This window comes from Caulobacter sp. GW821-FHT11E11 (assembly GCF_058808315.1).
Window position 1 is genome coordinate 345,394 of the sequence record NZ_JBXARO010000008.1, and the last position, 17,982, is coordinate 363,375.

17 protein-coding genes are annotated in these 17,982 nt (G+C 67.1%); 8 read left to right on the top strand and 9 right to left on the bottom strand.

Translation table 11 applies throughout. The annotated features are described in order from the left end of the window. The first annotated feature begins 1 nt into the window (after position 1). The 4 genes from paaC to AC1RR5_RS21180 are packed head-to-tail and all read left to right on the top strand — an operon-like array spanning position 2 to position 3,101. Complete coding sequence (gene paaC, locus AC1RR5_RS21165; RefSeq protein ID WP_492924733.1) at positions 2-760, top strand: 1,2-phenylacetyl-CoA epoxidase subunit PaaC; 759 nt, start codon at positions 2-4, stop codon at positions 758-760. Continuing rightward, positions 760-1,245, top strand: a complete 486-nt coding sequence (gene paaD, locus AC1RR5_RS21170) for a 1,2-phenylacetyl-CoA epoxidase subunit PaaD (RefSeq protein ID WP_492924735.1) — start codon at positions 760-762, stop codon at positions 1,243-1,245. Before paaC ends, paaD begins: the two co-directional genes overlap by 1 nt. Before the next feature lie 10 nt (positions 1,246-1,255). Further along, positions 1,256-2,332, top strand: coding sequence for a 1,2-phenylacetyl-CoA epoxidase subunit PaaE (paaE, locus tag AC1RR5_RS21175; protein ID WP_492924737.1), 1,077 nt, complete (start codon positions 1,256-1,258; stop codon positions 2,330-2,332). Beyond that, positions 2,322-3,101 (top strand): enoyl-CoA hydratase-related protein, encoded by a 780-nt coding sequence (locus AC1RR5_RS21180; RefSeq protein WP_492924739.1) that lies wholly within the window; start codon positions 2,322-2,324, stop codon positions 3,099-3,101. Before paaE ends, AC1RR5_RS21180 begins: the two co-directional genes overlap by 11 nt. A gap of 17 nt (positions 3,102-3,118) precedes the next feature. On the opposite strand, the gene paaI is transcribed toward AC1RR5_RS21180, so the two are convergent. Next, positions 3,119-3,577 carry a hydroxyphenylacetyl-CoA thioesterase PaaI gene (gene paaI / locus AC1RR5_RS21185; RefSeq protein WP_492924741.1) on the bottom strand — a complete coding sequence of 153 codons (459 nt, stop codon included), beginning with the start codon at positions 3,575-3,577 and terminating at the stop codon, positions 3,119-3,121. A gap of 131 nt (positions 3,578-3,708) precedes the next feature. Between paaI and paaG the strand changes: the two genes are divergently transcribed. The 3 genes from paaG (at position 3,709) to AC1RR5_RS21200 (ending at position 7,287) form a co-directional block, all read left to right on the top strand. Next, a complete protein-coding gene (gene paaG, locus AC1RR5_RS21190) occupies positions 3,709-4,500 on the top strand; it encodes a 2-(1,2-epoxy-1,2-dihydrophenyl)acetyl-CoA isomerase PaaG (RefSeq protein WP_492924743.1) in 792 nt (263 codons plus the stop codon). 12 nt (positions 4,501-4,512) lie between these two features. Continuing rightward, positions 4,513-6,537: a phenylacetic acid degradation bifunctional protein PaaZ gene (gene paaZ, locus AC1RR5_RS21195; RefSeq protein WP_492924745.1), complete on the top strand. Its 2,025-nt coding sequence runs from the start codon at positions 4,513-4,515 to the stop codon at positions 6,535-6,537. A 159-nt stretch (positions 6,538-6,696) separates the two neighbouring features. Continuing rightward, complete coding sequence (locus AC1RR5_RS21200; protein ID WP_492924747.1) at positions 6,697-7,287, top strand: TetR/AcrR family transcriptional regulator; 591 nt, start codon at positions 6,697-6,699, stop codon at positions 7,285-7,287. Positions 7,288-7,325: 38 nt separating this feature from the next. On the opposite strand, the gene AC1RR5_RS21205 is transcribed toward AC1RR5_RS21200, so the two are convergent. The 3 genes from AC1RR5_RS21205 to AC1RR5_RS21215 all read right to left on the bottom strand — a co-directional run bounded on the left by AC1RR5_RS21205 (position 7,326) and on the right by AC1RR5_RS21215 (position 11,531). Continuing rightward, positions 7,326-9,659, bottom strand: a complete 2,334-nt coding sequence (locus AC1RR5_RS21205) for a TonB-dependent receptor (RefSeq protein ID WP_492924749.1) — start codon at positions 9,657-9,659, stop codon at positions 7,326-7,328. 196 nt (positions 9,660-9,855) lie between these two features. Then, on the bottom strand, positions 9,856-10,641 hold the full coding sequence (locus AC1RR5_RS21210; protein WP_492924751.1) for an alpha/beta hydrolase: 786 nt from the start codon (positions 10,639-10,641) through the stop codon (positions 9,856-9,858). A 185-nt stretch (positions 10,642-10,826) separates the two neighbouring features. Further along, positions 10,827-11,531, bottom strand: a complete 705-nt coding sequence (locus AC1RR5_RS21215; RefSeq protein WP_492924753.1) for an alpha/beta hydrolase — start codon at positions 11,529-11,531, stop codon at positions 10,827-10,829. Between the two features lie 335 nt (positions 11,532-11,866). On the opposite strand from AC1RR5_RS21215, the gene AC1RR5_RS21220 reads away from it, so the two are divergent. Continuing rightward, positions 11,867-14,737, top strand: coding sequence for an ATP-binding protein (locus AC1RR5_RS21220; RefSeq protein ID WP_492924755.1), 2,871 nt, complete (start codon positions 11,867-11,869; stop codon positions 14,735-14,737). On the opposite strand, the gene AC1RR5_RS21225 is transcribed toward AC1RR5_RS21220, so the two are convergent. The 5 genes from AC1RR5_RS21225 to AC1RR5_RS21245 all read right to left on the bottom strand — a co-directional run. After that, positions 14,721-15,080 (bottom strand): hypothetical protein, encoded by a 360-nt coding sequence (locus tag AC1RR5_RS21225; RefSeq protein WP_492924757.1) that lies wholly within the window; start codon positions 15,078-15,080, stop codon positions 14,721-14,723. The two genes, AC1RR5_RS21220 and AC1RR5_RS21225, sit on opposite strands and share 17 nt — an antisense overlap. A gap of 299 nt (positions 15,081-15,379) precedes the next feature. Continuing rightward, complete coding sequence (locus AC1RR5_RS21230) at positions 15,380-15,844, bottom strand: ester cyclase (protein ID WP_492924759.1); 465 nt, start codon at positions 15,842-15,844, stop codon at positions 15,380-15,382. Between the two features lie 12 nt (positions 15,845-15,856). Then, positions 15,857-16,603, bottom strand: coding sequence for an SDR family NAD(P)-dependent oxidoreductase (locus tag AC1RR5_RS21235; protein ID WP_492924761.1), 747 nt, complete (start codon positions 16,601-16,603; stop codon positions 15,857-15,859). Between the two features lie 64 nt (positions 16,604-16,667). Further along, on the bottom strand, positions 16,668-17,351 hold the full coding sequence (locus AC1RR5_RS21240) for a helix-turn-helix transcriptional regulator (RefSeq protein WP_492924763.1): 684 nt from the start codon (positions 17,349-17,351) through the stop codon (positions 16,668-16,670). A gap of 334 nt (positions 17,352-17,685) precedes the next feature. Then, the coding region (locus tag AC1RR5_RS21245; RefSeq protein ID WP_492924765.1) for a DnaB-like helicase C-terminal domain-containing protein at positions 17,686-17,982 on the bottom strand (297 nt) is incomplete at its 5' end.

Genomic DNA, 17,982 nt, shown 5'->3' on the forward strand with positions numbered 1-17,982 from the left:
CATGACCCAAGACCAAGACCTCTTCGACTATCTGCTGGGCCTGGGCGATGACAGCCTGGTTCTGGGCCAGCGCCTCGCTGAATGGTGCGGCCATGCCCCGGCGCTGGAGATCGACCTGTCGCTGGCCAACCTGGCCCTGGACCTGATCGGCCAGGCCACGCTGTGGTTGGATCTGGCCGGCGTGATCGAGGACCAGGGTCGCGATGGCGACCGACTGGCCTTCCACCGCGACGTTCTGCAGTTTCGCAATTGCCTGCTGGTCGAACAGCCCAATGGCGACTTTGGCCGCACCATGGCCCGCCAGTTCCTGTTCTCGAGCTACCAGTTGGCCTTGCTCGAAAGCCTTGCCGCGTCCAGCGACCCGCGCCTGGCCGAGATCGCCGCCAAGGCGGTCAAGGAAGTGGCCTATCACGCCGAGCTGGCGGCTGACTGGGTCGTGCGCCTGGGCGACGGCACCGACGAGAGCCGCCAGCGCATGATCGACGGTCTGGAATGGTGCGCGCGTTTCATCGACGAGCTCTTCGTCATCAACGAAGCCGAAGCGCGCCTGGTGGCGATGGGCGTCGCTCCCGACAAGACGGCCTTGCGCGCCCGGTTCGACGCCGCGCTCGGCAAGACGCTCGCCGCCGCACAGTTGCCTCCGCTTGCCTTGCCACGTCCGATCGTGGGCGGCCGCACGGGCCATCATTCCGAGCACCTGGGGCATCTGCTGGCCCAGATGCAGCATCTGCCCCGGTCCTATCCCGACGCGGTGTGGTGATGTCGCCGCCGGCCTCGCCCTGGGAGAGCGCCGTCCTGGCGGTGCTCAAGACGGTGCCCGACCCGGAGATCCCCGTGGTCTCGATCGTGGATCTTGGGATGGTGCGCGGCGTGCGGGCCAGCCCGCCTGCGGTGCTGCTGACCCCGACCTATTCGGGCTGTCCCGCCACCGGGGCCATCCAGGCCTCCGTTCGCCAGGCGCTGGATGGCGCGGGCTTTGACCAGGTCGCCGTCGAGATGGTTCTGGCGCCAGCCTGGACTACCGACTGGATCAGCGACCAGGGCCGCCAGCGCCTGCTCGACTATGGCGTGGCTCCGCCGCCGCTGGGCGCCAACGCGCCGGCCTTGCGCAACGAGGCCGTAGCCTGCCCGCGCTGCGCCTCGGAGGACACCGTGGAAGTCAGCCGCTTTGGCTCCACCCCCTGCAAGGCGCTGTGGCGCTGCCGGGCCTGCGCCGAACCCTTTGATCGCTTCAAGTGCCACTGAAAGGACCCTCATGTCCGCCGCGTTTCATTCCCTGAAGGTGGCCGAGGTTCGCCGCGAGATCGACGACGCCGTCTCGCTGGTCTTCGAGCTTCCCGATGCTCTGGCCCCGGCCTTCGCCTTCAAGCCAGGCCAACACCTGACCCTGCGCCTGCCGCTGGAGGGCGAGGATCTGCGCCGCAACTATTCGATCTGCGCCGCGCCGCACGAAAACCGCCTGCGCGTGGCGGTCAAGCAGGTGCCCGGCGGCCGGGTCTCCGGGTGGATCAACCAGATGCTCAACGTGGGCGATGTGCTCGAAGTCATGCCCCCGCACGGGACCTTCACCTACGGCTTTGATGCGGCGCGGGCGGCGACCTATGTGGCCTTCGCCGCCGGCTCGGGTATCACCCCGATCCTCTCGCTCCTGAAGACGGCGCTAGCCATCGAGTCGGACAGTCGGTTCGTCCTGCTCTACGGTAACCGCGCCTCCAACTCGATCATGTTCCTCGAAGAGCTGGCCGAGCTGAAGAACCGCTACATGAACCGTTTGCAGGTCTTCCACTTCCTGTCGGAAGAGGTCGAGGACGTCGACCTGTTCAACGGCCGTCTCGACATCGCCCGCGCTGGCGAAGCCATCGCCGCCCTGATCGATCCGGCCAGCGTCACCGCCGCCTTCGTCTGTGGCCCCGCGCCAATGATGGACGCGGCCCAGGACGCACTCTTGGCGGCTGGCGTCCCTCAGGCTGTGATCCTCAGCGAACGCTTCTCGGCCGCCGAGATGAGCGCCGACCAGCTCGCCCAGGTTCACGCGCTGGAGCAAAAGGCCGCCGGCCTGAAGGTGCAGGTCAGCCTCGAAGGGCGCCGCCGCAGCATCGCCTTCGATCCGGCCAAGGGCAGCATCCTGGAAAACGCCCGCGCCGTCGGCATGCCCGCGCCCTACGCCTGCAAGGCGGGCGTCTGCGCCACCTGCCGAGCCAAGGTCGTCCAGGGCCAGGTGGAGATGAAGACCAACTATGGCCTCAGCCCCGAGGAGGTCGCCCAGGGCTATGTCCTCACCTGCCAGGCCGTGCCGCTGACGGACGACGTGGTGCTCGACTATGACGCCTGAGCCGGCCCTGGTTTCCAGCCGTCGTGCGGCCGGCGTCCTGCTCCTTCGCCTCAATCGTCCCGAACGCCGCAACGCCCTGGCCACGCCCCTGCTGATCGACATCGCCGACGTCCTGAGCGCCGCGCAGAGCGATCCTGAGGTTCGCGCCGCGGTGATCACCGGCAACGACAAGGTCTTCGCCGCGGGCGCGGATCTCGACGAGCTGGCCCGGGCCGACGCCGATGAGCCGATCGAAAGCCCCCGCTTCGAGGCCTGGGCGAGGATCCGGGCCTTTGAGAAGCCCTTGCTCGCGGCGGTCGAAGGTTGGTGCCTGGGCGCGGGCGCGGAACTGATGATGTGCTGTGACATCGTCGTTGCCGGCGAGACCGCCCGCTTTGGCCAACCCGAGACCAATCTGGGCGTCATCCCCGGCGCGGGCGGCGGAGCTACGCTCGCGCGGCTGGTCGGGCGCAGCCTGGCCATGAAGATGGTGCTGACCGGAGAGCCGATCTCAGCAGGCGATGCGCTCTGGGCGGGACTGGTGGCTGAGGTGGTCGAAGCGGGCGCCGCGCTCGAGGCGGCCCTGACCCTGGCCGAGCGCCTGGCCAGACGGGCGCCGTTGGCGTTGCGCCAGGCCAAGGCCGATGTGCGCCAGGCTTCCGAACTTTCCGAGCCGGACCATCTCCTGGCCGAGCGTCGCCGCTTCGTCTCGCTGCTCGGATCGGCGGACAAGACCGAAGGGATCGCCGCCTTCAAGGCCAAGCGTGAGCCGGTCTGGAAAGGCGTCTGAGCCGGCTGCAGGGCCGGCTATCCGCCGCTCAACCCAATCGACTCCAGTTCGGCCGCTTCCAGGATGGGACGCCCCAGGGTGCGCGACAGGCCATCGAACACGGCTACGACCCGCCCCGTCTCGCTGACGAGCTTGACCTGATAGACGCCGGTGCGCCCCTCCACCGCCAGTTCCTGGGCGTGGGCGATGATCACCTCGCCTTCCATCGCCGGCGTCAGGAAGGCGATCGCCGCCTGCTGGGCGACAGTGGCGCTGTTGCGGCTGTTGCAGGCATAGGCGAACGCCGTGTCGGCCAGGGTGAACAGCACGCCGCCATGGCAGGTGCCCACGCCGTTCAGCATCTCCTTGCGCACGATCATCGATACTCGCGCCGAGCCGGCGTCGACCGCCTCGAGCGCCAGGCCCAATGTCTGAGTGGGGCCTTCGGTCTCTCGCATGCGCAGCGTCACGCGCCGCGCCAGATCCGCCTGGCTCATGGTTCGTCCTCCATGGTTGCCCCAGCCTAGCCACACGAGATAGCGCCTGACAATAATTGACCGACCGGTCGTTCTAATTTATCCATGACGGCGCGTCAGGGAGGCGCGTCAGACAACGGCAGGCGGCGACCATGGCCTTCGAAACCATCCAATTTTCGCTCGAAGACGGCGTCGCGCGGCTGACCCTCAATCGTCCCGACCGCCTCAACAGCTTCACTGTTCAGATGCATGGCGAAGTGGCCGCAGCGCTCGACCTGATCGATGCGGCCGGCGACGCGCGGGTGCTGCTGATCACCGGCGCTGGGCGTGGCTTCTGCGCTGGCCAGGACCTTTCCGACCGCGCGGTCGCTCCCGGCGGTGACGCCGTCGATCTGGGGCACTCCGTCGAGCGCTACTACAATCCCCTGATCCGGCGGCTGGTGGGCTTTGCCTTTCCCGTCGTCTGCGCGGTCAACGGCGTGGCCGCCGGCGCTGGCGCCAATATCGCCCTGGCCGCCGACATCGTGCTGGCCGCTCAGAGCGCCAAGTTCATCCAGTCCTTCGCCGCCATCGGCCTCATTCCCGACAGCGGCGGCACCTGGGTGCTGCCGCGCCTCGTCGGCCAGGCCCGGGCCTTAGGGATGGCCCTGACCGGCGCGCCCGTCACCGCCCAGCAAGCCGCCGACTGGGGCCTGATCTGGAAGGCCGTCGAAGACGATCGCCTGGCCGAGGAGGCCGAGGCCCTGGTCGCCCAGTTCGCCGCCGCCCCAACCCTGGGCCTAGCCGCCACCAAGGCGATGATTCGCCAGAGCGGCGGCTGCACGCTCGACCAGGAACTCGATCGCCAGCGCGACGCCATGCGCCGCCTGGGCGCCACCGCCGACTACGCCGAGGGCGTCTCGGCCTTTCTCGAAAAACGCAAACCCGTCTTCCAGGGTCGTTAGCGCGGAGTCCGCATGAAACCCCTCCATCTGCAAAACTATGTGGCCGGCGCCTGGCAGGCCGCTGATCAAGGCCTCGTCGAGGTCGTCTCGGCCTTGGACGGCGCTGCGGCCGCCAAGCTTGGCTCCAGCGGCGTCGACTTTGCCGCCATGGCCGCCCATGCCCGCAAGGTCGGCGGGCCGGCGCTGCGCGCGATGACGTTCCACGCGCGGGCCAGGATGCTGAAGACCCTGGCCGAAGCGATCGTGGCGCGGAAGGAAGAGCTCTACGCCCTCTCGGCCCTGACCGGCGCGACCCGCTCGGACGGCTGGGTCGACATCGAAGGCGGCGCGGGCACCCTCTTCGCCTATGCCTCCAAGGGCCGGCGCGAGCTGCCCAACGACCACATCCTGCTGGACGGCGCGGTCGAGCCGCTGTCCAAACGCGGCACCTTCGTGGGCCGGCATATTCTCACGCCCCTGCAGGGCGTGGCCGTCCACATCAACGCCTTCAACTTCCCCGTCTGGGGCATGCTGGAGAAGCTGGGTCCAACCTTGCTGGCCGGCGTGCCGGCCATCGTCAAACCGGCCAGCGCCACGGCCTATGTCGCCGAGCAGTGCGTTCGGATCATGGTCGAGACTGGCGTGCTGCCGGACGGCGCCCTGCAGCTGATCGTCGGCTCGACCGGCGACCTCTTCGACCACCTCACCGGCCAGGACGTCGTCTCGTTCACCGGCTCGGCCTCCACGGCCAACAAGCTGCGCAGCCACCCGACCGTGGTGGCCCAGAGCGTACGCTTCATCGCCGAATGCGACAGCCTCAACGCTACGGTGCTGGGCCCCGACTGCACGCCCGACACGCCCGAGTTCGAGCTCTTCGCCAAGGAAGTCGTACGCGAGATGACGGTGAAGGCTGGCCAGAAGTGCACGGCCATCCGCCGCGTCTTCGCGCCGGCCGCCCTGATCGACGCCGTGCAGACCGCGATCGCCGACAAGCTCTCGACCGTCGTCGTCGGCGACCCGGCCCGGGAGGGTGTGACCATGGGCGCGCTGGTCGGCCAGGACCAGCTGGCCGAGGTCCGCGCCAAGGTCGTCGAACTGATGCGCGAGGCGCGCATCGTGTTTGGCGATCCCCTCGCCTCGCCCGCCGGCGCCGATCCGGCCGGCGCCTTCATGGGTCCGGTGCTGCTGCGCAGTGACGAGCCCTGGTCCTCGCCGAGCGTTCACGCCACCGAAGCCTTCGGGCCGGTGTCGACCCTGATGCCCTATCAGGACCTGGCCGAGGCGGTCGCCCTGTGTCGCGAAGGCCAGGGCTCGCTGGTCATGTCGCTCTTTACCCACGACCCGAAGGTCGCCGCCGAGGTCATCGCCGGCGCTGGCGCCTATCACGGCCGGGTTCTAATCGCCGACCGCGACTGCGCCCGCGAGTCGACCGGCCATGGCTCGCCGTTGCCCGGTCTCGTTCACGGCGGCCCTGGTCGCGCCGGCGGCGGCGAGGAGATGGGCGGCCTGCGCGGGCTCTCACACTACATGCAGCGCACGGCTCTGCAGGGCTCGCCCAGCATGATCGCGGCGATCACACGCCGCTGGCTGCCCGGCGCACCGACCATCGACGAAGGCGAGCATCCGTTCCGCCTGACCTTCGGGGCGCTGGAGCTGGGCAAAAGCTTCGTCAGCCAGCCGCGCACCATCAGCCTTGACGACATCGAGCACTTCGCCAACTTCACGGGCGACACCTTCTACGCCCACATGGACGAGGCGGCCGCCGCAGCCAATCCGTTCTTCCCGGGCCGGGTGGCCCATGGCTATCTGATCCTGTCCTTCGCCGCCGGCCTCTTCGTCGATCCTGCTCCAGGGCCGGTGCTGGCCAATTACGGCCTGGACAATCTGCGCTTCCTCAAGCCGGTCTCACCGGGTGACGCGATCGCCGTGCGGCTGACCGCCATGGCCAAGAACGGCCGCAACGACGAGTACGGCGAGGTGCGCTGGAACGCCGAGGTCACCAACCAGGACGGTGACGTCGTGGCCACCTACGAGCTTCTCACCATGAACGCCCTGTGATGGCCCGGGGGAGCAGAGGCGCTCCCCCGCAATCTTGGCGGAGAAGCACGACTGACCGGTCGGTTATTTTATGCCCGAGCGTATTGCGAGACTGGCGGGACCGCCGCGATTCCCTTAGTCCTCGGACAATTCTTCTAGTGAAGCGGCACGAGGTCAGGCATGGCGCGCACCCAGGCGGTCGATTACGACAAGCGGCGCGAAAGCATCATGCGCACCGCCGCCGACCTCTATGCCGCGCAAGGCTTCTTGGGCACTTCGGTGAGTCAGATCGCCCAGGCCGGTAAGGTCTCCAAGTCCCTGCTCTATCACTACTACCAGTCCAAGGAAGACATCCTCTTCGACGTCATGGACTCCCACGTTGAGGCGCTGGTCGAAACGACCAAGGCCGTGCTCGACGAGACGATGGTGCCAGACGAAAAGATTCGTCGCCTCTCGGCGCGGCTGATGGAGGCCTATGTCGAGGCCCAGTCGCATCAAAAGGTGCTGTTGAATGAACTTGGCAACCTACCCGAGCCGCGCCGCAAGCTGATCATCGACCACCAGCGCTGGCTGCTCGACGCGGTCGATCGGCTTGTCGGCGAGATCCGCCCGGAACTGGCCAAGGATCATGCCCGCTGCCGGGCCACCACCATGCTGTTCTTCGGCATGCTCAACTGGACGCACACCTGGTACGATCCGGCCGGCAGGGTAAAGCCCGACACCTTCGCGGCCATGGCCGCCGATACGTTCCTGGCCGGTCTCGCCGCCTAGGTCCCGAAGGTCCCAGGCGGCGGCCGGTCCGCCGATCTCTAACGGCGATAGTCGATCGTGATGCCGTAGGTGCGCGGCTCGCCGAAGAGGGCGAAGGCCACGCGACTGTCACGCTGCGAGAAGACGTGCGTGCGGTACTTCTCGTCGGTCAGGTTCTTGCCCCATAGGCTGACGGTCGTGTGGCCGTCCGGCGCGGTGTAGGCCACCGAGCCCTCCAGCAGGCTGTAGCCCGGGATCACGGTGATCGGGTTGTTGTCGGCGTCGTAGTAGGACTTTGTCTGGTGCTTCCAGCTGGCGCGCACGGCCAGGGCCGCCCCGCCGTCCATGTCATAGGTGTATCCGGCGAACGCGCTGGGCGAGAACTTGGGCGCCTGGCGCAGGCGGTTGCCGTCGAACGAACCGGTGTTGTTCTGCGACGGCGTGCCGGTGAACTTCACATATTTGGCGTCGAGCAGTGAGACCGCCCCGCCCAGTTCCAGACCCCGCACCGGACGGGCCGTGGCTTCCAGTTCCAGGCCCTTGATCCGCGCCTTGCCGGCGTTCTCGGTGATGAACTGGCCAAAGCTCGAGCCGGCCGGCTGGAAGAAGCGCGTCACCTGCAGATCGCGATAGTCGGTATAGAAGACCGCCGCGTTCAGGCGCAGACGATGGTCGAAGCCCTCGGTCTTGGCGCCGGCCTCGTAGCTGGTGGCCTTTTCCGGATCGAACGGCGTGGACGCCGAGACCGCCGTCGAGGCGCTGCCGGTGAAGCCGCCGCTCTTGAAGCCGGTGGCGACGCTGGCATAGGCCATGGCGTCCTCGGTCAGCTTGTACTCGGCCACCGCCTTCCAAGTGACGTTGCCCCAGCCTTCTTCGGCGCCGACCTTGGCGTAGGGCTGCAGCAGTAGCGGCAGGCCCGAATAGATGATGGCGTCCGAGGTGATGCGCTTCTTCTCATAGGAGTAGCGTGCTCCGCCCGTCAGCTTCAGACGATCGGTCAGGGCGTAGGAGGCCTGCCCATAGACGGCCCAGGCCGTGCCGCGGTTGGTCTGGTGGGTGGCCGAGACGCTGGGCAGGCGATCGGGCCGGCCCAGGGAAGGGAAGTTGAAGCTCTCAGTCCGGGCGTTGGTCTCGCGGCTATAGAAGGCGCCGGTGATCCAGTCGAACCGACCGCCCGAAGGCGAGGTCAGGCGCAGTTCCTGGGTGTATTGCTTGGGGGCTTCATCGACGCCGTCGGTGATCTTGAAGGTGAACCCCTGGGTGGCCGGGCCCAAGAGGACGTTGTTGGGATTGCCCGAGGCGCCGGTCAGGTCGGTGAAGACGCGCGAGCCGGGCAGACCCGAGGAGTCTTCCAGATAGTGGTAGGTGGTGCGGCGGTAGCTGGAGATCGCCGTCAGGGTGGCGAAGTCGAACTCGTAGTCGAACTTCAGGCTGGCGCCGAAGATGTTGCGGCGGGTGAAGCCCTCGACATCGGCCAGGGTCGTGTAGGGGCTGGAGGCCCCGCCAAAGGCGGCGTTGACGGCCATGGGATCGGAAGCGCAGCCGCAGTTGTGCAGGGGACCTGCGCTGCCGACCGGTTCGCGATTGGTCGCGCCGTTGTCGTCACGCGCGCCATCGACGGTCAGCAGCACGTCGGTCTTGTCGTTGGGCGCCCAGCGCAGGGCCGAGCGATAGCTGAAGCTCTCGGTCTCGCCCCAGCGCTCGCCATAGTGCGGGCTGCCGACCAGGACGTTGCGCAGGTAGCCGTCGGTCGAGCGATAGCTGACCGCGACCTTGGCGAAGACGGTGTCGCTCAAGGGCCCGCTGATCAGGCCGCCAGCGTCCTTGCGCCCGAAGTTGCCCACGCGCGCTTGGGCGCGGAACACCGGGGTCGCCGACGGCTGCAGGGTTACGAAGTTGATCGAGCCGCCGATGGAGTTCTTGCCGTAGAGCGTGCCTTGCGGGCCGCGCAACACCTCGACGCGCTCTAGGTCGAAGAGGTCGAACACCTGGGCCGAGCGGGCGGCGATGTAGACGCCGTCGATCGAGACCACCGTGGAGTCGCTGGCCGCGGGCCCGTCTTCCTTGGTCCCCACCCCGCGGATGGCGATTTCGGGCTGGCCGGCGGCGAAGGCGGCGAAGGTCAGGCCGGGCGTGCGGTCGGCGATGCCCGAGAGGTTGGTGATATTCTGGCGTACCAGCGTCTCGCCGGTGATGGCGGTGATGGCCGCAGGCACGTCCTGCAGGACCTCGTTGCGCCGGTTGGCGGTGACGATGATCTCGCTCAGCGCGTTGTCCGGCTGGGTCGAAGGCTGCGCCTCCTGCGCCAGAACGGGCGCGCCAAACCCTGCAGCGCCAAGCGCCGCCGTCAAGGCGCAGGCCGACGAAGCGCCAAAGCGCGTGATCTTTCGCATAGATCCCTCCCTTGTTTCCGGCTGGCCATTACCAGTCCGTCCGGTCGGTCTTTTAATTCACTTCACGTAACGTCACAATATTAGACCGACCGGACGGTCAAATATTTACCCCACAGCCGAAGGCTGATGTTCTCAAAAACGAAAAACCCCAGAGCCAAGGGCCCCGGGGTTGAGGGAGGCGATCAGGTCAGACGGCTTAGTTGGCCGCGCCGACACCTTCAGCCGCCTCTTCGATGATCTTGGCCACGACCTCGGGCTTGGACACGTAGATGGCGTGGCTGCCCACGGTTTCGGAGACCTTGGCCTTGGCGCGGCCGGCCATGGCGCGTTGGGCCGCGGGCGGGATCATGCGGTCGGTGGTGGCCACCAGGTAGTAGCTCGGCTTGACCTTCCAGGCGGCCGTGGTCACCGCGCCGCCGGCCGCTTCAAGGCCCCACGGCACTTGACCATCGGCCATCACCTTGGCGTCGGCCGGATTGACATCAGCAGCGAACGAGGCGGCGAACTTGCTGCGGTCCAGGAACAGGAAACCATCCTTGGGCGGCAGGATCGGCGGGACGTCCGCGCCCGGCGCCGGGTTGGAGATCAGGGTCTGCACCGACTCGCCGGCGTCCGGAGCGAAGGCGGTAATGTAGACGAGGCCCGAGACGTTCGGGTCGTTGCCCGCTTCGGTCACGACCACGCCGCCGTAGGAGTGGCCGACCAGGATCACCGGACCGCCGGCGGTGGCGATGGCGCGCTTGGTGACCTCGACATCGTTCTTCAGCGACAGGGTCGGGTTCTGGACGATGATGACGTTGTAGCCGTCCTTGAAGAGGATCTTGTGGACGCCGGCCCAGCCCGAGCCGTCGACGAAGCCGCCGTGTACCAGCACGATGTTCTTAACGGCCTTGACCGAGGCCGGGGCGGCGTTGGCGGGGGCGAAACCGGCGGTCAGGGTTAGGGCGGCGGCCGAAGCGATCAGGGTCTTGAACTTGCTCATGGTCTTGCTCCTTGAAGATGAGGCGGCGAGCGCCGCGTTGGGTTGGTTGGGTTGTCCTGAAGGGTGAGGTTCGGGCGTCAGGCCGCCCGTTTGGGGAAAGCTCCCGGACCGCCTTGGGGGAAGGCTGGCGGCCCAGGAGCAGCGACGGCGCGGATGAGGGAGAGGAACCGCGCCGGCGGGTCGGATCAGGCCGTGGCGATCGCGATCGCCGCGTCCTTGATGATGTCGGCGACGACGCCGGGGTTGGCGACGTAGACGGCGTGGCTGCCGCCGGTTTCGGCGATCTTGGCGCCGGCGCGCTCGGCCATGTCGCGCTGGGCCGGCGGCGGGATCATGCGATCATCCGTGGCCACCAAGTACCAGCTGGGCTTGCTCTTCCAGGCCGGCGAGGTCACCGCCCCTTCCAGGGCCGCCACGCCCCAGGGAACCTGGGAATCGGCCATGAACTGGGCCTTGTCGGGCGGCAGGTCGCCGGCGAACGAAGCGGCGAACTTGGCTCGGTCCAGCATCAGAAAGCCGTCTTGCGGCGGCAGGATCGGCGGGACGTCCGCGCCGGGCGGCGGGTTGGCGATCAAGCTGGCCACCGACTCGCCGGCGTCCGGGGCGAAGGCGGTGACATAGACCAGCGCCGACACCTTGGGGTCATTGCCAGCTTCGCTGATCACCACGCCGCCGTAGGAGTGGCCGACCAGGACGACCGGGCCTTGGGCCGAGGCGATGGCCCGGCGCGTGAAGGCGACATCATCGGCGAGCGAGGTGGTCGGGTTCTGGACGATGATGGTCTCATAGCCATCGCGAGTGAGCTCAGCGTGCAGGCCTTCCCAGCCCGAACCGTCGACGAAGCCGCCGTGCACCAGCACGATCGAGGGCTTGTTGTTCTGCGTGTTCATGGTCGTTTCCTTCGCAGTGGGTTGCGTTGGAAATGATCCTGATCCGACCCCGCCCTGGACGCACGCTAGGGGTTGTTAGGAACTGCTAAGGGTGGCGCCGGTCGCGCGACGCGAATGTTAAGCGCGCTTACGGACCCTAACATCGGTCCAATCGGCTCGATGCAAAGAGTGCAAAATGTCCGCACAGTTTGCACGGCTGAGTTCGGGCCAAAGCCAACCTGCAACGGGTCAAACTGTCGACAATCCACAATAAAGGGATAGTTTGAGATAGCCTCGGTCTGCGAGATCTGCAAAGTGACGCCGGATATCAGGCCAGAACTTGGTTTTAGTTGCCCATGACACCGCCAGCGCAGCAATATCTTTCCATAGGTGAAGCCGCATGGCTTTCCTTTGGGCGATTTCGGCTTTCTTTGGCGGCGCGTCTTTTGGAGCGCGATGGCGAGCCCGTTTCCCTGGGTGGGCGAGCGTTCGACATCTTGTCTGTTCTGGTTTCGGAAGCCGGCCAGGTTGTAGACAAGCGCGACCTGCTTGCCCGTGTGTGGCCCAACATCACGGTCGATGAGGGCAGCCTGCGCGTCCATCTCGTCTCGCTGCGCAAGGTTTTGGGCGATGGCGAGGACGGCGCGCGCTACATCACCAATGTACCGGGCCGAGGCTACTGCTGGGTCGCCCCGTTGACCGTCAAGGCAACGGACAGATCACCCGAGCCCGAACCAGCGCCCCTTCCCGTTGCGCCCGTCGCACGATCGTCTCGCTTGCCGCCGCGGCCAACCCGGATGGTCGGCCGTGAGAATGTGCTAGCCCAGATCGCCGAACGGCTGGAGCAGCACCGCTTCGTCAGCATCGTCGGCCCCGGCGGCATCGGCAAGACCACGGTGGTGGTGGCCGCCGCCCACGACTACATCGCCGCGTCCGGCGCCGAGGTTCACTTCGTTGATCTCGCCGGCCTGAACGACCCTCTGCTCGTCAGCGGACTGACCGCCTCCACGATCGGCCTCCAGGCCCACGCGAACGACGCCATGGCGCCGCTCGCCGCCCACTTCCAGGACCGCGAAGCGCTGCTGGTGTTCGACAACTGCGAGCATCTGGTCGACGCCGTCGCGGCCCTAACCGAGACCCTCTGGGGCGCGGCCCCCGCCTTGCGCATCCTGACCACCAGCCGCGAGGCTCTCCGCGCCGAGGGCGAGTTCGTCCATCGCCTTTCAGGCCTGGATTGTCCGCCGGCGGACGCCACGCTTGACGCCAACGCCTTGCTGGCCTTTCCGGCCGGACGGCTCTTTGTAGAGCGTATGGCCGCGGGCGGCGAACCTCTGGCCTTAAGCGATGAAGAGGCCACGCTCGTCGCCAGCATCTGTCGCAAGTTGGACGGTATCGCACTGGCGATCGAATTGGCCGCAGGCCGCGCCGAGGCCTATGGCGTGGCCGGTATCGCCGCCCTGCTCGAAAAGCGCTTCAACCTGCTCTGGCACGGCCGGCGCACGGCCGTCGCCCGCCAACAGACCATGAACGCGGCCATCGGCTGGAGTTACAATCTGCTGGGCGAACCCGAGCAGCGCATCGCCCGCCGTCTGGCGGCCTTCGCCGGCTCCTTCACCCTCGAAACGGCCCAGGATGTCGCCGCTCTCGATGTCACCGACCGCGCGATGGTGGTTGGATCGATCGGCGAGCTGGTCGCCAAATCCCTGTTGCATGTCGAAAAGGGTTCGGGCGGCCCGCGCTACAGACTCCTGGAGACAACCAAGGCCTATTTGGCCGAACGGCTGATCGAGAGCGGCGAAACCGACCGCGTCGATCAGGCTCACGCTAAAGCAATGATCGCGACCCTGACCCGGGTCGCCGGCTGCCCCGTCACCGACCCTGGGCGAGATCTAGCCGATGTGCGCGCGGCGCTGGAATGGAGCTTCTCCGATCATGGCGATCCGGCGACAGCGATCGCCCTGACCGCCGTCGCCAGCGATCGTTTCCTCGAGATGGGCCTCTTAACCGAGTGCCGGGTCTGGTGCGAACGCGCCTTGAGTTTGCTTCCCGAGGCCGACCGCACCGATCGCTGCACGCTTCAACTGGTTACCGCGCTCGGTCTTTGCCGAATGTACACCCAAGGCAATGTCGACGAGGTGAGGACCGCGTTCGAACAGGGCTTGGCGCTGGCGCAAACGCTGGATGACGCCGACTACCAGATGCGTCTCTTGAGCGGGCTGCACACATTTCTCACCCGCCGGGCCGATTTCCGCGGGGCGCTCGAGGCGGCGCGCCGCGCCGACGGCGTCGCCAAGCGTCTAGGCACGATCGAGGCCCAGGCCATGGCCGACACCATGCAGGCCCTCCCCCTCCACCTGATGGCCGAGCATGCCCAGGCCAGATCGCTCTACGACGGCGCCCGTCAGGTGGTTGGTGTTTCGCCCAGGCAGGAGATGGTGCGCTTTGGCTTTCCGCACCGGATGACCTGCTTGATCGGCTGGGCCCGTGTCCTGGCCCTGGCCGGCCACCCCGAAAAGGCCCACCGTCACCTCCTGGACGCCCTGGATCTGGCTGAGAGCCTGGAGCATCCAGTCGCCCTTTGCATTTCCAGCATCTGGGGCGTTCCGCTGCTGATCTGGTCCGAGGATTGGGACATGGCCCAGGCGGTGATCGAGCGCTTCACGGCCGTGGCCGAGCGCCATTCCCTGGCGCCGCATGTCGCCGCCGGCAAAGGCTTGCTGGGCGAGGTCATGGTTCGTCGGGGCGAGGCCAACCAGGGTGTGGCTCTGCTGCAGACGAGTCTGAAGGCGCTGCACGGTGAGCATCATGCCATCCTGAAAACCCCGCTGAACATTGCGCTAGCTCTGGGTCTCTCGCGCCTGGGGCGCCACGAGGAGGCGCTGGCCCTGGTGTGGGAGACGGCCGAGGGCATGCAGGTCCGCGGCGACCTGATGCACGAGCCCGATCTCCTCCATGTCGAAGGCGAGATCCGCCAGGCCCTGGCCACGCCCCAAGAGAGCGAAGCTTGTCTGCGCGCTGCGTTCGAGCGCGCGTCGACCCACCAGGTTCTGGCGCTGCAGCTCAAGGCCGCCATCGCCCTGGCCGAGTCCTGGCGCTCGAGTGGACGCCAGAGTGAGATCGCTGCGTTGCTCGAGCCGCTGGTCGGCGCCTATGGCGATGGCATCGATCTGCCCCTGCCGCGCCGGGCCCGCGATCTGGTCGCCTCGTCTGTCAGGCCCGTTGCCTGATCGCCGACGCGGCTTCGTCCTCAGGAACCGCCAGGATGACTAGGCGCACGATCAGCACGCCTTGCAGCGTGAAACGCAGACTAACGATCATCGGCACTGGCAAACCGGCTTTGTCGAACTCGCCATCCACCTCGGCCGTGACGATGACCTCGCCATAGTGTTCGCGCACCGCCATGATCTTGAAGGTAAGCCGGTCGCCGACCACCTCGTCCTCCAGCCACGAACGGATGGCCGTGCAGCCCCAGAAGTCGCGTAACTGGTCGTTGACCAAAGCGTCGTCCGAGAAACAGGTCCAGAGCGTATCGAGGTCCCGTCGGCCCACGGCGCCGAAGAAGGTCTGCACTGGCGGCGGAAGATTTGTGTGAGACATAGCGATCTCCAGATCGAAAGGCGTCGGCTTTGATCTGGCATCTTCGGCGTGGCAGGGCCCGGACGCGAGTTAAGTGGCGCTAGAGGCTGTTAAGGCCCGCGCTTACGCGGGCACCCTTTGATCCTATCGGAGGCCACAGATGCGCTAGCTTTGCGTCAAAGCGCCAGGAGCGGAAATTAGCGCGGGGCCAGGAACCAGACGTTCAGCGCTAGCTCGAGAAGGATTACGCTCAAGAGAAGCGCATTCCGGTTTGAGCTTTACGCTTCTCTTCTTCAGCTATCTGACGGGATAACCGGCGCCTGGCCCAACTGGTGGAAGAGACCCAGCATGTCCTCCATGTGCCAGGTGCGGGCGATCCTACCGTCCTCGAACGCGTGCAGCTCGTGCAGACCCAGGGTGAACCGTTTGCCGGTCGGCGCGATGCCCATCAGCTCGCCGGTATGGACGCCGGTGACCACGACACGCACAGCCGCGCGATGTTGCTCGGCGATCAGGACCTCGATCCGCGTCTCCATATCGGAGAAAGCCGCGGTGGACTGGGCGTAGATCGTCTTGAGCATCTTCGGACCTTGGGCCTGGCCCGGCTCGGCCGGCAGGTTCTCCCAATCGTCGGTCACGGCCAGATCGACAAGGTCCATGTCGTCCTCGTCCACGGCGCGATAGAAGTTCAGCAGGGCTTCGCGCTCGTCGGCGGTCAGGGCCGCGCCCGCCTCCGCGGGCAATTGCAGTCGGGTCATAGGGGTTCTCCTCTAGGCGGCGGTCTGGCCGCCGTCGGCCAGGTAAAAGCCGCCGGTCAGGAACGAGGCCTCGTCCGACAGTAGGAAGGCCACCATGTCGGCGACCTCGCGCCGCGTACCCATGCGGCCCATGGGGATCAGGTCGACGAAGTGCTGGCGCGCGGCTTCCGGGACCTTCTTCATCTCGGGCGTGTCGATGTAGCTGGGACCGATCGCGTTGATGCGCAGGCCCTGGGTGGCGTAGTCGAGCGCCGCGCAACGGGTCAGGCCGACAATGCCGTGCTTGGTGGCGCTATAGGCGCCGATCCCCGGTCCGCCGACGGCGCCGGCCCCCGACGACATGTTGACGATCGCCCCGCCGCCGGCCGCGAGCATGGCCGGGATTTGGTATTTCAGGCTGTGGAAAACACCCGACAGGTTGATATCGACGATCCGCCGCCAGGCTTCCAGCTTGGTGTCGGCCAGGGGCACGCCCGGATCGCCCATGACGCCGGCGTTGTTGACGGCGAGGTTCAAGGCCCCGAACGTATCGACCGTGCGGGCGACCAGCGCCTCGACCGCCGCGGCGTCCGAGACGTCGGTCTCGATCGCCAGACTGCGAAGGCGCTCGGGGTCCAGCCGCTTGGCGGTCGCCTCCACGCCCGCGCGGTCGATGTCGGCGAGCACTACGGTCGCCCCGCGTTGGAAAAGCCCCTCGGCTATGCCTTCGCCCAGGCCCGTCGCCGCTCCGGTGACGATCGCGATCTTGCCTTCGAACATCTGTAGCTCCTTGCATGAGCCAGGCAGTCTGGGCGTGCCGCCTGACAGAATCCGTCAGGAGCGGTCACAGCTGGATCCCCGGTTCGTGCAGCCGCCATTCGGAGAACAGGATGCGGCGCGGCTTGGGCGGGTGTTCGTCCAGCCGTTCCAGTCGCTCGATGCGGTCGATCCGGAAGGCGCGATAGGCGTCGCGATCCTCGCACCAGGCCGCCAGGATCTCCGAGGCCTCGAAGAAGCCCAGGGCGATAGGCCAGATCACCCGGTCGCGGGCCGGATGATCGCCCGTGCGATAGCGGATGCGCAGCTTGCATTCGGCCTGCAGAGCCTCTCTGACTTCGGACAGGCGTTCGCGGCCACCTGGTCCCGATGGCGCGACCACCAGGCCATTGACCCCGGCCGCGCCGTTCAGGCCCTGGGGCAACACCGCCTCGATCTTGCCGATCGCCGATTGGGCGGCCGCCTGCAGGGCGACATCGCCGCGCCGCATGACGAATCGCGCGCCCAGAGCCAGGGCGTCAAGTTGCAGCGCCTCCAGCATCAGCGGCGGCAGGAAGAAGTCTGGCCGCGGCGCATAGCCCATGCCGGGCGCGCCCTCGATCGCCGCGCCCAGTTCGATCAGGGTGGCGATGTCCCGGTAGAGGGTGCGTTCAGAGACTTCGAAGCGCTGGGCCAAGTCGGCGGCGGTCACCGGCGTGCGGCGCTCGCGAAGAACTTGCATGATCGCCAATAGGCGACGGGTGCGCGTCACGATTGACCTCTGGGACCGGTGTTGCCGTGCTGGACATATTCAGCTCCTGGGGCCGAGCCAGGTTCCTGCGCCCCGCACCGTCTTATCGACGACCAAGGTGTGGGAAGATCCGCAACCCCGCCGACGCGAAGAGGTGAGCCTGACCGCCCAGTGTCCGCAGCGTGGCGCGGACCAAAGCGCTCTCAATACGCCCGCATCGGACGTCGTAGCGCCAATTCGCGCCTCGCCGGAAGCTCGACCCCCTCGGCGAGCGAGCGCCCGCCGAAGAGCCCAATTTGGATCGGCGGCTCGCGCCGCTCTGCGAGGGAACGGGGAGGCCTAGGCCAAGGCGTCGTCAAGCGTCCGGGAGGTTTCGCGCCTGGGCGAAGTAGTGGTCGCGGTCCAGGTTGCCGAAGCGCGTGGTGTCGCTGTTGAACGACAGGCGCACGGTGCCGATGGGACCGTGACGCTGCTTGGCGATGATCACCTCGGCCAGGCCGTGCAGGCGGTCCATGTCTTCCTGCCAGGTCAGGTGCTCGGGCGTGCCTTCGCGCGGCTCGGCGCGGCCCACATAATAGGCCTCGCGGTACACGAACCACACCATGTCGGCGTCCTGTTCGATCGAGCCCGATTCCCGAAGGTCGGAGAGCTG

Bases quoted from the DNA above. Each gene is read 5' to 3' on its own strand.
- paaC (WP_492924733.1), top strand. From the start codon at position 2: ATGACCCAAGACCAAGACCTCTTCGACTATCTGCTGGGCCTGGGCGAT.
- paaD (WP_492924735.1), top strand. From the start codon at position 760: ATGTCGCCGCCGGCCTCGCCCTGGGAGAGCGCCGTCCTGGCGGTGCTC.
- paaE (WP_492924737.1), top strand. From the start codon at position 1,256: ATGTCCGCCGCGTTTCATTCCCTGAAGGTGGCCGAGGTTCGCCGCGAG.
- AC1RR5_RS21180 (WP_492924739.1), top strand. From the start codon at position 2,322: ATGACGCCTGAGCCGGCCCTGGTTTCCAGCCGTCGTGCGGCCGGCGTC.
- paaI (WP_492924741.1), bottom strand. From the start codon at position 3,577: ATGAGCCAGGCGGATCTGGCGCGGCGCGTGACGCTGCGCATGCGAGAG.
- paaG (WP_492924743.1), top strand. From the start codon at position 3,709: ATGGCCTTCGAAACCATCCAATTTTCGCTCGAAGACGGCGTCGCGCGG.
- paaZ (WP_492924745.1), top strand. From the start codon at position 4,513: ATGAAACCCCTCCATCTGCAAAACTATGTGGCCGGCGCCTGGCAGGCC.
- AC1RR5_RS21200 (WP_492924747.1), top strand. From the start codon at position 6,697: ATGGCGCGCACCCAGGCGGTCGATTACGACAAGCGGCGCGAAAGCATC.
- AC1RR5_RS21205 (WP_492924749.1), bottom strand. From the start codon at position 9,659: ATGCGAAAGATCACGCGCTTTGGCGCTTCGTCGGCCTGCGCCTTGACG.
- AC1RR5_RS21210 (WP_492924751.1), bottom strand. From the start codon at position 10,641: ATGAGCAAGTTCAAGACCCTGATCGCTTCGGCCGCCGCCCTAACCCTG.
- AC1RR5_RS21215 (WP_492924753.1), bottom strand. From the start codon at position 11,531: ATGAACACGCAGAACAACAAGCCCTCGATCGTGCTGGTGCACGGCGGC.
- AC1RR5_RS21220 (WP_492924755.1), top strand. From the start codon at position 11,867: ATGACACCGCCAGCGCAGCAATATCTTTCCATAGGTGAAGCCGCATGG.
- AC1RR5_RS21230 (WP_492924759.1), bottom strand. From the start codon at position 15,844: ATGACCCGACTGCAATTGCCCGCGGAGGCGGGCGCGGCCCTGACCGCC.
- AC1RR5_RS21235 (WP_492924761.1), bottom strand. From the start codon at position 16,603: ATGTTCGAAGGCAAGATCGCGATCGTCACCGGAGCGGCGACGGGCCTG.